Below are 13,058 nucleotides of genomic sequence, written 5' to 3'. Positions count from 1 at the left end.
AGCTTGCAGAGGGCGACGCGGCGGCGCTCACCACCGGAGAGGAGGGTGACATCGGCGTCGGCCGGCGGGCAGCGCAGGGCGTCCATGGCCTGTTCCAGCTGGGAATCGATGTCCCAGGCGTCGGCGGCGTCAATCGCTTCCTGCAGCTGACCCATTTCTTCGAGGAGGGCGTCGTAGTCAGCGTCGGGGCTGGCCATTTCCTCGKAGATCTCGTTGAAGCGCTGGATCTTGCCGTAGATTTCACCGACGCCTTCCTGGACGTTGCCCAGGACGGTCTTGTCTTYATTCAGCGGCGGCTCCTGCAGCAGGATGCCGACCGTGTAGCCGGGGCTGAGCCGGGCCTCGCCGTTGGAGGGAGTGTCCAGGCCTGCCATGATCTTKAGAATGGTGGACTTACCGGCACCATTCGGGCCGACAACGCCAATCTTGGCCCCCGGGAAGAAGGACATGCTTACGTCATCGAGGATGAGTTTTTCGCCGACAGCCTTACGGGCCTTGGTCATTGTGTAGATAAATTCCGCCATGCCTACAAATCTAGTGGCTCGGCCGGGATAACTCACATTCCGGACGCCCCCAATCAGTCCTTTGACGACGATGGAGGACGCAGGCGGGCATTGGACGGCGCCGCCCGGAATCCCGGCGCCAATCAGGGACGCGCGGATATCGTCGCTTCCGGGCTCGCCGCCGGCGTCTTGCGGGGATTCAGGCCGCGGCCCCTTTCAGTTCGCCGGTTTCCTGGTCCACTTCCTCTTCTTCACCGGTCGCGTCATCGATGTACGTCGCGTCGTGGTCGGGGCCGCCGCCGCTGTTTCCGTCGGCATCGCCGGACTCCGTCGGTGTTGGGCCGCCGTCGCCGTCCCCGGGTGCGCCAGGTGCGCCGGGCCCGGCGGCCGCCTGGGTTCCGGCTCCGGCCGTGCGCGTGAAGTTGGCGGATCCCCACATGAGGTCGTGGCCAACGGACTCGGCGTCAATTTCTGCGGCGTGGTAAATCCGGCCGTCTCTTTCCCAACTCCTCATCTTTAGCCTGCCAACGACGATGACCCGCTGGCCCTTCTTGACGCTGCAGCCCAGGTTGCCGGCCAGTTGCCGGTAGCCCTGGACGGTGAACCAGTTGGTGTTGCCGTCCACCCAGGTGCTGGTCGCGCGATCGTAACGGCGGTCGGTGGCGCCKAGCCGAAAGGACGCCGTGGCCACGCCACCGGGGGTGGTCGAACTTCTGATCTCCGTGGCCACGAAGCCGCGGACCGTAATGTTGTCACTCATTCTCATGTCCTGTCTCGAATTGTCGTGCCCTGGCGGGYAGTTCCAGCATCCTGCGCTGGACGGTCGCCGGGGAGGGCCAGGCTGTGCCATGTGGAAAACCAGCCGCCGGCAGCCGTACCGGGGAGGTGTTGGGGAGGAGTTGGCGGGCGGCCCGGACTACCGACAAGCCGGAGGCCGGCGTTGACCGTCGGCGGCCGTCCGGCACTGTAAACTTTTTGAGGCGTCCCCGGCAGCAGCCGGCGGGCAGCCAGCGTGCCCCAGTAGCTCAGGGGATAGAGCAGCGGCCTTCTAATCCGCCGGTCGGGGGTTCGATTCCCTCCTGGGGCACAAGGAGTGCGGCTCTGGGCTGCGGACTTCCGCAGCCCAGGGCCCCATCAGGGACCTGGCCGCCACCGCAGTAAACCGCCACCGCACATCGCCGCCACACTCCCCGCAGCCGGCTGCGATTCCCCATCCGGCTGCGTTCCCCATCCGGCTGGGATTCCCCATCCGGCTGCGCCGGGGCGTCAGATCCACTTGTTGTGTTTGAACGCCAGGTACAGGATCAAGCCCATGCCCACCATGAGCCCGAGTGCCATCGGATAGCCGAAGAACCAGTCGAGCTCGGGCATGAGGCGGAAGTTCATGCCGTAGATTGACGCGATCAGCGTCGGGGCGAACAGGATCGCAGCCCACGACGAAATCCGCTTGACCTGCTCGTTCTGGGCGAAGCTCGACTCCGTCAGGAGGCGCATTTCATCGTTTTGCCGTTGTGCCACGAGCGCGGCGTTGACGGCCAGCGCATTCTGCAGCAGCGCACGGAACGCTGCCACCCGTTCCCCGAGCCTGAGGGCATGGTCCAGGRCATCGCGGAAGTGGTCCTGCAGTTCGGGATCCGGCACCCCGTCCGGTCCGCCGGCCATGAGCGTCTGCAGGATTCCGGCAAGAGGGGCTGTGGCGCGCTGGAACCCGATGACCTGGCGGGAGAGCTCATAGATCCTGCGTGACACGCCGGGATCGGCTGCGAACAGATMATCTTCGATTTCATCKATGTCGTTTTCCAGCCCGGCGGCCACCGGCTCGTACTCGTCCACCACCTGGTCCACGATCGCGTACAGCACCGCATCCGGTCCAAGCGCCAGGAAGTCCGGCTCGGACTCCATGCGCCGGCGCACCCGGGCCAGATCCGGCGACTCGGCACGGCGGACGGTAACGACGAAGTCCGGGCCGGCGAAGACATGGATCTCGCCGAACTCGACCTTCTCCACATCATCCAGATACCGGGCCGGCCGCAGAACCAGGAACAGGGTTTCGCMGTAGTGCTCCAGCTTCGCCCGCTGGTGGCCGGCGAGCGCGTCCTCCACGGCCAGGTGGCTCAGGTCGAATTCCTCGGCCACCGATCGCAGCTCGTCAGGTTCGGGCCGGTAGAGCCCGATCCACGCCATACCCTGGCGCTGCCGCAGAAGGAAATACGTCTCCTCGAGATCTTCCGGGTCGGCGGTCCGGCGACCGTCCACATAAACAGCGTTGTCAATGATTGTCACGGCCGCGCCTCCTCTTCAAGGCTTCCTTTGGGGGTGACGTTATACCGTGCCCGGCCCGGTGCCAACAACCCGCCATCAGCCATCAGCACGCTTAGTATTGAGGGGACAGGCAGGGCACCAGGGATCGCCTGTGCTCCCTGCCCGCAACCGAAAGGCACGGCCGCCATGACCCAGACACCCCGCGGATTTGATCCCAACGATTCCTACGACGCCCCGACCACCCAGTACCCGAGGGCCGCTGACCACACGTCCGGATCCGCCGAGGAAGGCGCCAACACCGGAACCCAGGCCGGCCCGGACCTTGTTTCCCCGGCTCCGGCTGCCCCGGCCGCGGCGACGGGCGTGGAAACGCCCCGGGCAGAGACGCCCGGAACACCGGTTCCTGCACCGGAAGCACGCCAGGTCACCCGTGCGGGAATGGTCTGGGCCGCGGTTGCCTGCGCGCTGGTGGTGCTGATCCTGCTCATCGCCTTCATCCTGCAGAACCAGGAATATGTGCAGGTCAAGTTCTTTGGCCTCACAGGCTCGGTCCCGCTGGGCATTGCACTGTTCATCGCAGCCGTCGGCGGCGGCGTGCTGGTCGCGATCGCGGGAGCCGCCCGCATCATCCAACTGCGCCTGGCCGCGCATCGTCAGCGTACCGGCCGTCAGTCCGGCGCCGGCGCGCGCACGCGCTGACGCCGGCGGGGGCTAGCCTGTTTCCATGGGCGGAGCAGAACCCCGGGAGCCGGAAGCCATCACCACCGCGGCGGCGGACTGGCCCGACGTCGAGCGCCTCTTTGGGGGCCGCGGCGAACCGTCGCGCTGCTGGTGCCGGTTCTTCGCCCTCACCGGAACGCAGTGGTCCTCGTCCACCCCCGCGCAGCGGAAAGTCCAGTTGCGGGACAAGTTCGACGGCGGCGGCCCGGCCCCGGGGGTGCTCGCCTTCCGCGGCGGGAACCCGGTGGGCTGGTGCGCCGTCGAGGCCCGCGGGTGCTATCCCAGGATCGTCCGCTCGAAGGTCTTGACGGCGGCGGGGTCTGCCGTGGCCCGGGATCATGGCGGGAATCCGGTGTGGTCCGTGAGTTGTTTTGTTGTCTCCTCCGGCCAGMGCCGGACCGGCGTGGCTGGGGCGCTGCTCGCGGCCGCCGTCGAGCACGCCTTTGCCCACGGCGCAATGGTGGTGGAAGGCTATCCGGTCGACCCCGCGCAGCGGCCCAAGGCCGGCCCGGCAGACCTCTACCACGGCACGTTGAGGCTCTTCCTGGCCGCAGGCTTCGAAGTGGTCAGCGACGCGGTGCCGGGACGCGCCGTCGTCCGCCTCACGGCGCCCTGACAGCTCCGGCTGCCACTACGGCAGCGTCAGGATGACCGGGCCGTCCTTCGTGATGGCAACCGTGTGCTCGCTGTGCGCGGCKCGGCGCCCGTTCGCGGAGCGGAGGGTCCACTYGTCCTCGTCATGGTAGTAGTCGTCCTTGCGCCCGAGAAGGAGCATCGGCTCAATGGCGATCACAAGGCCCTCGGTGAGTTTGATGCCGCGGCCGGGCCGGCCGTCGTTGGGCACGTGCGGCTCGGCGTGCATGGTCCGGCCGATCCCGTGGCCGCCGTGGTCGGCAAGGAGCCCGTAGCCCGCCCGGCGCGCTTCCCCGCCGATCGCGTAGCCCAGATCGCCCATCTTGTTCCCGATCCGGGCAGCCTCGATCCCCCGGGCCAGGGCGGCGTCCGTGGCGTCGATGAGGGCCTGGTCCGCCGGGGCCGCCGTGCCGACGACGAAGCTGACGGCGGCATCGCCGCACCAGCCGTCCAGGAACGCGCCACAGTCCACGCTCAGCAGATCCCCGTCCTGCAGCCGGTAGCCGTTGGGAATGCCGTGCACGACGGCATCATTGACGCTCGTGCAAATGACCCCGGGAAACGGGACCGATGCCCACCGGGGCCGGTAGTTCAGGAACGCCGGCGTGGCACCGGCGTCGGCGATGGACGCCGCGGCGACCTCGTCCAGCTCCTTGAGCGAGACACCGACGGCGGCGGCGTCCCGGACCCGGCCCAGCGTGGTGGCGACCACCCGGCCGGCCTCGCGCATCAGGGCGATCTCTTCGGGGCTCTTGATCATGGACATGGATTTCCTTCCGACGCGGATCCGCGGCTTGCTGGCTTCAACTCTAAAGCCCGCCGCAGGATGTCTACAGTGGCTTCATGGCCACCACCGAACTGATTGATGCGATCCGCGGCCGGCTGCAGGCTGCAGCCGATCCCGGCCGCGCCGCCGGGGCACAGGCCTATATGAAGTCGCAGATGCCGTTCCTGGGMGTGCGGGTTCCCGAAGTCCGCAGAATCGTCAAGGCCGCGGCCGCCGAGCATCCTCCGGGCAGCATCGCGGAATTGCAGTCCGCAGTGCTCGAACTGTGGCGGGACTCCGGCTGTCGTKAGGAACGCTACGCGGCGATCGAACTCACCGGGCTGAAACTCGCGGCCCGGGAGCTCGGCATGCTGGCCGTGTACGAGGAAATCATCCGCACCGGAGCCTGGTGGGACCTGGTGGACGGGGTGGCGCACCGGCTGGGCGGGCTCTTGCAGGCGCACCGCGCAGAACTGACGCCGGTCCTKGGGCGCTGGAGCAAGGATGAGGACTTCTGGATCCGGCGGGCCTCCATCACGGCGCAGCTCGGGGCGAAGGCCGCCACGGACACGGCCCTCCTGGCCGCCGTGATMGAGGCCAACCTGGGCGATCAGGAGTTCTTCATCCGGAAGGCGATCGGGTGGGCGCTGCGCCAGTACRCCAGGACGGACACGGACTGGGTGGTGGCGTTTGTGCAGCAACACAGGGACGGGCTCAGTCCGCTCTCCCGCAGGGAAGCGCTGAAGAACCTGCCGCCCGGCTGATCCGGCCCGGACAAACAGGCCTAGATGATCGGCCGTGTGGTGACGGGCTCGTCCGACTTGCTGAACAGCAGCTTGGTCTTCGGGTCCAGGAAGATCAGGTACAGCGCAAAGAGCAGGGCGATAATGGCCGCGGCGTTGCGGGCCAGCGCCAGGGCCAGGCCGAGGTCGGCGGTCTGCAGGTACGGGAAGACGTCCAGCTGGTCCGAGATCGCGTACACCATGAAGAAGGACACGATGAAGTAGAGCGCCTTGACCTGMCAGTCGTCGCGGATGCCCGTGACCGCGAACAGCGGGATCAGCCAGACGATGTACCAGGACTGGATCATCGGGGACAGGAGCACGACGGCGGCGAACGCCAGGGTGAGACGGCGCATCAGACGGTCGTAGTCACCGCGGAAGATCTGCCAGGCGACGATCCCGACGGCGACCAGCTTGCCGGCGTCGAACGCCCACTTGGCCAGTCCCCAGCCGTCCAGGCCGAACGCGTTGGAGATGGAGGCGACGACCAGGCCCATCAGGCCCACGGGCGCGTACCAGATCCAGATGCTGCCCGGGGCGGACAGACCGTTGATCCAGCCGAAGCCAAAGCCGTTGACCCGGCTCATGAGGTACAGCAGGGTTAGGCTGATGCCGGCCGTGAGGCCCCAGAAGAGGAACTTGCGCGGCCAGCTGGCGTTCTTTCCCGCCCAGAGCAGGCCGATGAACGGCAGGAAGACGATCGTGATGGGCTTCACCGCGATGGAGAGCGTGACCAGCACGATTCCGCGGATGACCCGGCGCGTGGCGCAGTAATACAGGCCGGCCAGGGCCAGCCCGATCATGAGGGCGTCGTTGTGCACGCTGGCGATGAAGTTGGTGAGGAACAGCGGGTTGGCGGCCGTCAGCCACAGGGCCCGGTTCGGGTTCACCCCATGGAGTTCGGCCAGTTTCGGCACGTAGATCACGCACAGGACGATGCCCACCAGCGCGGCCATCCGGAAGAGCATGATGCTGCCCTCGGGGTTCACGTTGGTGGCCCAGACCACGAACTGCTCGATCCACAGGAAGAGCTGGCCGTACGGAACGGGCGCCTCGGTCCACATCTTGTCCGCGCCCAGCTGGAAGTAGTTGGACAGCGCCGAAATGCCGTTTTCGTACGGGTTGAATCCCTCCACCATGAGCCGGCCCTGGCCGATGTAGGCGTAGACGTCCCGGCTGAAGAGCGGCACGGAGAACATCAGCGGCAGGCCCCACGCCACGGTCGCCTGGAGCGTGGCMTTGCGGGCGCCCGGCCCCCAGACCCGGACGCGCTGGCCCAGCCGCAGCCACGCACGGACCAGGAGCATGCCGCCGAAGGCCAGCAGGACGATGGACAGGGCGACGCCGATGGCTTCGGTGCGCATCCAGATGAACAGCGGAACGCGGCGGAGCCCGGACACGGGGGCGAGCCAGCCGACGCCGATTGAACCGATCGCCATGAACAGCGATCCGAGGAACCCGGCAAAGATCGGGGACCGGGGATTGTCAACGTCGTCGACGGCACCGGGGCGGACGCCAGCCGGGCGGAGGTCGGCGGGGCGGGACCCGGCCTCGCGGGTCTCAGTCGGACGGGAGTCAGTCGGGCGGGACGTACCGGCAGCCGTTTCCCCCGCCGCAGGCACAGGCGCCGTCATGTCAGGATCGTCCAATCTGTCGTGGGMCACTTTTCCGCCCGCAGTCGGCCGAATTGTCCAGCCCGGGGCGCGCCGGCTTGACGAAATACTTCGACGGCCGCGTACCCGAAATCCTAGCACCGGACGGCCCTGTGACGTCGGAACGGTAGGCTGGGCGGGTGCCTATAACTAACGAACGCATCGTCTGGATCGACTGCGAAATGACCGGCCTGGACACCAAGAACGACGCCCTGATCGAGGTCGCCGCCCTGGTGACCGATTCGGAGCTAAACATCCTGGGTGACGGCGTCGACGTCGTCATCAAGCCCGACGACGCCGCGCTGGCCCAGATGAACGACTTCGTCCGGGACATGCATACCCGGTCCGGCCTCCTGGCCGAGCTCCCGCACGGCAAGACCATGGCCGAAGCGCAGGCCGCCGTGCTCGACTACATCAAGAAGTGGGTGCCGGACCCCAGGAAGGCCCCGCTCGGCGGCAACTCCGTGGGCACCGACCGCGTGTTCCTGGTCCGCGACATGCCCGAGGTGGTGGAGCACCTCCACTACCGGGTCATCGACGTGAGCACCATCAAGGAACTCTCCCGCCGCTGGTTTGCCCGGGCCTACTTCCAGTCMCCCGCCAAGATGGGCGGACACCGGGCGCTCGGCGACATCAAAGACTCCATCGACGAACTCCGCTACTACCGCGAGGCGGTGTTCGTCCCCGCGCCCGGCCCGGACAGCGCCACGGCGCAACGGATCGCCAAGCGCGTCATGGGCGACGGCTCTGCCGAGGGCACCCCGGCGGAGTCCGCCCCGGCCGAGTAGCGGCACCGGGGACCGTGGCGCAGAAAAGTAATCTGCGCCACGTTTGGCGGAAATTTCGGCGAAAATCGCGAAAGTGGCAAAACCACCCCCAAACAACAGGTAAGCTATTTGTCGTTGCCTTTCCAGCCCGCCGGTTCACCGGAGGGCCTGATACGGCACATGGTGGGCGTAGCTCAGTTGGCAGAGCGCCTGGTTGTGGTCMAGGAGGTCGCGGGTTCAACCCCCGTCGCTCACCCTCATGAAGGACGGCAGTGATTGTCCGACCTTTTCCAAAGGCCGCACCGGTTATCCGGTGCGGCCTTTGTTGTCTGTATTGGAAGGAAACGCAGTGAAGCGCAAGCTCTTTGAAGAAGACCACGAGATGTTCCGCKAGATGGCTGCCGAGTTCAATTCGCGCGCGGTGGCCCCCCACTATGCCCAGTGGGACAAGGACCACATGATGTCCCGGGACTTGTGGTCGGCGGCCGGCGAGCAGGGACTGCTGGGCCTGGCCGTGCCGGAGGAGTTCGGCGGCATGGGCATGAACGACTACCGCTTCCGTGCGGTGCTGGACGAGGAGTTCGCCAAGAGCAACCACCTCGCCGTCGGCCTGGCGTTCCACCTGCACGACGACATGGTCCTCCCCCACTTGCTGGCCTACGGCTCCGATGACCTCAAGTCCCGCTGGCTGCMCGCCATGGTCTCCGGCGAAAAGGTCACCTCGATTGCCTGGACCGAGCCGGGCGCCGGCTCCGACCTTCGCGGCGTCCGTGCCAAGGCCGTCCGCGACGGCGACGACTGGCTGATCAGCGGCCAGAAGACGTTCATCGGCAACGGCATTTCCGGCGACGCCTCCCTGGTCCTGGCCCGCACCGACGGCGGGACCGGTCGTGGCAACCACGACTCGTTCTCCCTCTTCATGGTCCAGAAGGGTGAGGGCTACAACACCGGCAAGCAGCTGGACAAAATGGGCCTGAAGGCCTCCGACACGGCGGAACTGTTCTTCGACAACGTCCGCGTCCCGCACGCCGATCTGGTGGGCGAGGTGGGCAAGGGCCTGCAGTACGCGGCCGAACAGCTCCCCCAGGGCCGCCTCGCGATCGCGGTGGCGAGCTCCGCCGTCGTGCGATCCGTCTATGAGGCGACCGTCCGCTACACGAAGGAGCGCAACGCGTTCGGCGAGCGGATCATCGACTTCCAGAACAGCCGCTTCCAACTCGCCGACATCCTCACCGAGGTCGAGGTCACCGAAGCCTATGTGGACCAGGCCATCCTGGCCTTCAATGCCGGCGAACTCGACGCCGCAGGTGCTGCCCGCGCCAAGCTGTGGGCTTCCGAGCGCGCCAAGTCCGTCACGGACCGGTGCCTGCAGCTGCACGGCGGCTACGGCTACATCCTGGAATACCCGGTGGCCCAGGCCTACCTCGCCGCCCGGCTGCTGACGATCTTCGGCGGCACCAACGAAATCATGCGCGACGTCGTCGGCCGCACCATCGCCGGCTGATCCGCACGTCGCCACCAGCACCCGAGGAATCACCTGACATGACCGTCCTGCCCATCACGATCTGGGGCGAGCCCGTGCTGCACCGCCGGGCCGCGGAAGTCGACGTCTTCGACGACGAGCTCCGCACCCTGATCGCCGACATGTTCGAGACCAACGACGCCGCCAACGGCGTCGGGCTGGCCGCTCCCCAGGTGGGGGTGGGCAAGCGGCTCTTCGTGTACAAGTACGAGAACGACGACGGCGCCCCGCCCACCGGCGTCGTGGTMAACCCGGTGCTGACCCTCTCCAAGGTCTCCGGCGSGCTGCMGGATCCGGACGAGGACGAGGAAGGCTGCMTGTCCTTCCCGGGCGGCCAGTATCCGCTCAAGCGGGCCGAATGGGCACGCGTCCAAGGCTTCGACGGCGACGGGAAGCCGGTGGAATTCGAGGCGACCGGCTGGTTCGCCCGGGTCATCCAGCACGAGTACGACCACCTCGACGGCAAGCTCTACGTCAATCGGCTGGTCGACCGCTATGCGCGCAAGGCCATGAAGCAGGCCAAACGGAGCGGCTGGGGCGTCCCCGGCCTGACCTGGATGCCGGGGGTTGACCCGGACCCGTTCGGCCACTGACGCGTCCGGCGGGCTGCCGGCATTTTCCGTCAGGTCAGGTCGGGTTCAGGCGGTMCGGTCGACAGCGGCCAKGATGGCGGCGCCGAGCTCGGCGGGCCTGGTGAACTGCGGCCAGTGCCCGGTGGGCAGGTCCACGTATTCGACGTCGCGGACACGGCCGAGCTCCGCCACATACGGGTGGCCCTCGGCGATCATCCGGGTCAGCAGCGAGGACGGGAATTCGCAGGCGATGATGGTGGCCGGGACCTCATAGCGGCGATCGTCACTTAGCTGCTGCCGGTCCTGGGCGACAGCGCGCGGCTGCGGCACGGCGCGGGCGCGGAACATGGCCCGCAGCTCATCGGTGAGGTCGGTGAGGTCTTCGTCCTCAAAGAGTTCCCACGGGGGCAGCGGAACGTCGTCGCCGTCGGCCGGGAGCTCGTCGTTGATGACCCCGCCGTCGCCCAGCGGTCCGCTGTCCACATAGATGGCGCGGGCCACCCGGTCCGGCCGGGCGTCCACCGCGCCATGAATGATCGCGCCGCCGCCCGAATGCCCCACCAGGACCACACGCGCGTCGAAGGCATCGATGGCTGCAACGACGGCGTCGATGTGGGTGCGCAGGCCGATGCCCGCCCGCGGCGCGTCTGCCGACTCGAGCCCGGGCAGCGTGAGCGCGTGCACGGTGTGCCCCGCGGCCACCAGCGGGGGCGTCACCTCCGCCCACGACGACGCATCCAGCCAGAATCCGGGAACCAGAATGATATCCATGCCGGTACCCTACCCGCCCGGACGGACCCGCGGCACGGGCTCCAGACGGCCGGCAGCGTGTCCCGGGCCGGACAGTGATCCGGCCGGTCAGTCGTCGACCGGGTTTTCCAGGTTGGCCGCGTGGTCCGGAACGTAGCGGAAGAGTTCCCTGGGCGGCCGGGTGTAATTGATCGCGCGGGGCCGTTCCGGCAGCGTCACCGGTTCAGTCCGCACTTCGGTGTAGTCGATGCTRGAGAGCAGGTGGGCGATCAGGTTGATCCGGGCCCGGCGTTTGTCCTCGGCTTCCACCACGTACCAGGGCGACTCCGCCGTGTCCGTCTGGACGAACATTTCGTCCTTGGCCCGCGAGTAGTCCTCCCAGCGCAGGATTGCCTCCCGGTCCATCGGCGAGAGCTTCCATTGCCGCATGGGGTCGTCCAGGCGGGATTTGAACCGCCGCTCCTGCTCCGCGTGGCTGATGGAGAACCAGTACTTAAGGACCAGGATGCCGTCCTGGACCAGGAGCCGTTCAAAGACCGGGCATTGCGCCAGGAAGCGCTTGTGTTCGGCGGGGGTGCAGAAGCCCATGACGTGCTCGACGCCGGCCCGGTTGTACCAGGACCGGTCCATGAGGACAATMTCACCGGCGGCCGGCAGATGCGTCACGTACCGTTGGAAATACCACTCCCCCCGCTGCCTCTCGGTCGGTGCCGGGAGGGCGACGATCCGGGCAAAGCGCGGATTCAGGTATTCGGTCACCCGCTTGATGGCACTTCCCTTGCCGGCGGCGTCCCGGCCCTCAAAAATCACCAGGACCCGCGCCCCGGTGCTCCGCACCCACTCCTGCAGCGCGACCAACTCCGCCTGCAGTCGCAACAGTTCAGCCTCGTAGAGGCCGACGTCGAGCCGGGCGCGTTTGCGCGCCGAGCGACCGGAACCCTTTCCATGACCGTCTTTGCGGCCGTCTTTGTGCCCGTCTTTGTGCCCGTCGCGCCCCTTGCCTGCGCCGCCGCTGTCATGTGCCATGTTTCCCGTTCCCGTGCTCCGGCGTGGCGGTTTACCCTGCCGCGCCCATTCTCCGCCGGGCAGCAGAACGGCGACAAGAGTCATCCAGCCCGGGAACCGTGCCGGCCGGAACTCCTATGCTTGGGCCATGGAATCCCCCGCGCCGACGGCGATGCTGCCAATCCTCACGCTTACCGTGAACCCGGCCCTTGATGCCAGCACGGTCACCGACCAGGTCATCGGCGAGCACAAGCTCCGCTGCCATACCGGCCGGCTGGACCCGGGCGGCGGCGGGGTGAACGTGGCGCGCGTGGTGCACCGGCTCGGAGGGCAGACCGTCGCGGCCTACACGGCCGGCGGTCCGACCGGCGAAGCGTACCGGCGGCTCGTCGAAGCCGAACGCATCCCCACCCTGGTGGTGCCGATCAGCGGGAGCACACGCCAGAATTTCACGGTCGATGAGACGAGCACCGGCAAGCAGTTCCGTTTTGTCCTTGAGGGTCCCGAGCTCAGCGAGCCGGAGTGGCGGGGGTGCCTGGCTGTGGTCGCGGAATGCGTCCCGGCAGGCGGCTACGTGGTGGCGAGCGGAAGCCTGCCGAAGGGCGTCCCGGACGACTTCTACGCCCGGGTGGCCCGCCTGGCGCACGAGCGCGGGGCTCGCTGCATCGTGGACGCCTCCGGAGCGCCCCTCGCCGCGGCGCTGGCGGAGGGGGTCTTCCTGGTCAAGCCCAGCCGGCGGGAACTCGGCGCACACTTCGGCAGGACGCTGGACAGCGAGGAGAGCCAGGTTGAGGCCGCGTCCTCGCTCGTGGCGGACGGGTCATCGCAGCACGTCGCCCTGACCCTCGGTGGTGAAGGAGCGGTGCTTGCGTCACAGACCGGCGTCCTCCGCCTGGCGGTGCCGCACGTGCAGGTCCGCAGCACCGTCGGAGCGGGCGACAGTTTTCTGGCCGCCTTCGTGCTCCGGATGGCGCAGGGCCGCAGTCTCGAGGACGCGTTCCGGGCGGCGGTCGCCGCAGGAACCGCCACCGTAACGACGACGGCCACGGAGCTGTGCAGCCGGGCCGACGTCGAACGTCTCGAGTCCGAGCTCGCCGCCCAAGCATTCGCGCCGTAGGCGGCAG

Annotated in this window: 14 protein-coding genes and 2 tRNA genes; 9 read left to right on the top strand and 7 right to left on the bottom strand. The window is 67.8% G+C overall.

Annotated elements, in window-relative coordinates:
- Together AC1DBQ_RS06650 and AC1DBQ_RS06645 are read right to left on the bottom strand one after the other, a co-directional pair.
- Window positions 1–524 (bottom strand): ATP-binding cassette domain-containing protein (locus tag AC1DBQ_RS06650; RefSeq protein WP_476927756.1); only part of this gene is annotated, 524 nt, incomplete at its 3' end.
- Between the two features lie 178 nt (window positions 525–702).
- The gene (locus AC1DBQ_RS06645) at window positions 703–1,263 is read right to left on the bottom strand and encodes a single-stranded DNA-binding protein (RefSeq protein ID WP_476927755.1); all 561 of its coding nucleotides are present in this window, start codon (window positions 1,261–1,263) and stop codon (window positions 703–705) included.
- 254 nt (window positions 1,264–1,517) lie between these two features.
- Here AC1DBQ_RS06645 and AC1DBQ_RS06640 point away from each other — a divergent pair.
- A tRNA-Arg gene (locus AC1DBQ_RS06640) sits at window positions 1,518–1,590 on the top strand.
- Window positions 1,591–1,769: 179 nt separating this feature from the next.
- On the opposite strand, the gene AC1DBQ_RS06635 is transcribed toward AC1DBQ_RS06640, so the two are convergent.
- Window positions 1,770–2,786 carry a magnesium and cobalt transport protein CorA gene (locus AC1DBQ_RS06635; RefSeq protein ID WP_476927754.1) on the bottom strand — a complete coding sequence of 339 codons (1,017 nt, stop codon included), beginning with the start codon at window positions 2,784–2,786 and terminating at the stop codon, window positions 1,770–1,772.
- Window positions 2,787–2,951: 165 nt separating this feature from the next.
- On the opposite strand from AC1DBQ_RS06635, the gene AC1DBQ_RS06630 reads away from it, so the two are divergent.
- Both AC1DBQ_RS06630 and AC1DBQ_RS06625 read left to right on the top strand, forming a co-directional pair.
- Complete coding sequence (locus tag AC1DBQ_RS06630; RefSeq protein ID WP_476927753.1) at window positions 2,952–3,464, top strand: LapA family protein; 513 nt, start codon at window positions 2,952–2,954, stop codon at window positions 3,462–3,464.
- Between the two features lie 25 nt (window positions 3,465–3,489).
- Entirely contained in the window at window positions 3,490–4,101 is a 612-nt protein-coding gene (locus AC1DBQ_RS06625; protein WP_476927752.1) for a GNAT family N-acetyltransferase, read from the top strand.
- Window positions 4,102–4,116: 15 nt separating this feature from the next.
- On the opposite strand, the gene map is transcribed toward AC1DBQ_RS06625, so the two are convergent.
- Window positions 4,117–4,884: a type I methionyl aminopeptidase gene (gene map, locus AC1DBQ_RS06620; RefSeq protein WP_476927751.1), complete on the bottom strand. Its 768-nt coding sequence runs from the start codon at window positions 4,882–4,884 to the stop codon at window positions 4,117–4,119.
- A 77-nt stretch (window positions 4,885–4,961) separates the two neighbouring features.
- Between map and AC1DBQ_RS06615 the strand changes: the two genes are divergently transcribed.
- Window positions 4,962–5,648, top strand: coding sequence for a DNA alkylation repair protein (locus tag AC1DBQ_RS06615; RefSeq protein WP_476927750.1), 687 nt, complete (start codon window positions 4,962–4,964; stop codon window positions 5,646–5,648).
- Window positions 5,649–5,668: 20 nt separating this feature from the next.
- On the opposite strand, the gene mptB is transcribed toward AC1DBQ_RS06615, so the two are convergent.
- A complete protein-coding gene (gene mptB / locus AC1DBQ_RS06610; protein WP_476927749.1) occupies window positions 5,669–7,300 on the bottom strand; it encodes a polyprenol phosphomannose-dependent alpha 1,6 mannosyltransferase MptB in 1,632 nt (543 codons plus the stop codon).
- A gap of 158 nt (window positions 7,301–7,458) precedes the next feature.
- Here mptB and orn point away from each other — a divergent pair, with 158 nt between their 5' ends.
- From orn to def, 4 genes are all read left to right on the top strand, one after another.
- Window positions 7,459–8,106, top strand: a complete 648-nt coding sequence (gene orn / locus AC1DBQ_RS06605; protein ID WP_476927748.1) for an oligoribonuclease — start codon at window positions 7,459–7,461, stop codon at window positions 8,104–8,106.
- A 162-nt stretch (window positions 8,107–8,268) separates the two neighbouring features.
- Window positions 8,269–8,341 (top strand) — tRNA-His (locus AC1DBQ_RS06600).
- Between the two features lie 93 nt (window positions 8,342–8,434).
- The gene (locus AC1DBQ_RS06595) at window positions 8,435–9,589 is read left to right on the top strand and encodes an acyl-CoA dehydrogenase family protein (protein ID WP_476927747.1); all 1,155 of its coding nucleotides are present in this window, start codon (window positions 8,435–8,437) and stop codon (window positions 9,587–9,589) included.
- Window positions 9,590–9,627: 38 nt separating this feature from the next.
- A complete protein-coding gene (gene def / locus AC1DBQ_RS06590; RefSeq protein WP_476927746.1) occupies window positions 9,628–10,200 on the top strand; it encodes a peptide deformylase in 573 nt (190 codons plus the stop codon).
- Window positions 10,201–10,245: 45 nt separating this feature from the next.
- Here the strand turns inward: def and AC1DBQ_RS06585 are convergent, their stop codons facing one another.
- Together AC1DBQ_RS06585 and ppk2 are read right to left on the bottom strand one after the other, a co-directional pair.
- A complete protein-coding gene (locus tag AC1DBQ_RS06585) occupies window positions 10,246–10,950 on the bottom strand; it encodes an alpha/beta fold hydrolase (RefSeq protein WP_476927745.1) in 705 nt (234 codons plus the stop codon).
- An 87-nt stretch (window positions 10,951–11,037) separates the two neighbouring features.
- A complete protein-coding gene (gene ppk2, locus AC1DBQ_RS06580; RefSeq protein WP_476927744.1) occupies window positions 11,038–11,955 on the bottom strand; it encodes a polyphosphate kinase 2 in 918 nt (305 codons plus the stop codon).
- Window positions 11,956–12,082: 127 nt separating this feature from the next.
- Here ppk2 and AC1DBQ_RS06575 point away from each other — a divergent pair, with 127 nt between their 5' ends.
- On the top strand, window positions 12,083–13,051 hold the full coding sequence (locus tag AC1DBQ_RS06575) for a 1-phosphofructokinase family hexose kinase (protein ID WP_476927743.1): 969 nt from the start codon (window positions 12,083–12,085) through the stop codon (window positions 13,049–13,051).
- Window positions 13,052–13,058 lie beyond the last annotated feature (7 nt).

The sequence above is a fragment of the Arthrobacter sp. 10T413_2 genome (assembly GCF_056394205.1).
Note: the sequence above shows the minus strand (reverse complement) of the source record. Positions and strands in the feature narration are given on the sequence as shown.